Below are 854 nucleotides of genomic sequence, written 5' to 3' on the forward strand. Positions count from 1 at the left end.
CTGAAATGGTACGAGGAAAGCATTGAAAACCCGGACAAATTCTGGGGCAAGCACGGCAAGCGGATCGACTGGTTCAAACCTTATACCAAGGTCAAGAACACCTCCTTTACCGGCAAGGTCTCGATCAAATGGTTCGAAGACGGCCAGACGAACGTCTCCTACAATTGTATCGACCGCCATCTGAAGACGAATGGCGACCAGGTGGCGATCATCTGGGAAGGCGACAATCCCTATATCGACAAGAAGGTCACCTATAACGAACTGTACGAGCATGTTTGCCGGACAGCGAATGTGTTGAAGAAGCATGGTGTCAAGAAGGGCGATCGCGTCACCATCTACATGCCGATGATCCCCGAAGCAGCCTATGCGATGCTCGCCTGCGCCCGCATCGGCGCGGTGCATTCCGTCGTCTTCGGCGGTTTTTCGCCCGAGGCGCTGGCAGGGCGCATCGTTGATTGCGAATCCACCTTCGTCATCACCTGCGACGAAGGCGTGCGCGGCGGCAAGCCGGTACCGTTGAAGGACAATACCGATACGGCGATCCATATCGCCGCCCGCGAGCACGTCACTGTCAGCAAGGTGCTGGTCGTGCGCCGCACCGGCGGCAAGACCGGCTGGGCGCCGGGCCGCGACCTCTGGTATCACCAGGAGATCGCCACGGTGAAGCCGGAATGCCCGCCGGTGAAGATGAAGGCGGAAGATCCGCTGTTCATCCTCTACACCTCAGGTTCGACCGGCAAGCCGAAGGGCGTGCTGCACACGACCGGCGGTTACCTCGTCTATGCGGCGATGACGCATGAATATGTCTTCGACTATCATCACGGCGACGTCTACTGGTGCACGGCCGATGTCGG

At 58.7% G+C, this 854-nt stretch carries 1 protein-coding gene; it reads left to right on the forward strand.

Annotated features, from left to right (window positions below; genetic code table 11):
* Positions 1–854, forward strand: an 854-nt coding sequence (locus QWJ46_RS31050) for an AMP-binding protein (protein WP_302756369.1), incomplete at both ends; no start/stop codon positions are given.

The organism is Rhizobium sp. CBN3, assembly GCF_030518245.1.
GTDB classification, from domain to species: domain Bacteria; phylum Pseudomonadota; class Alphaproteobacteria; order Rhizobiales; family Rhizobiaceae; genus Rhizobium; species Rhizobium aethiopicum_A.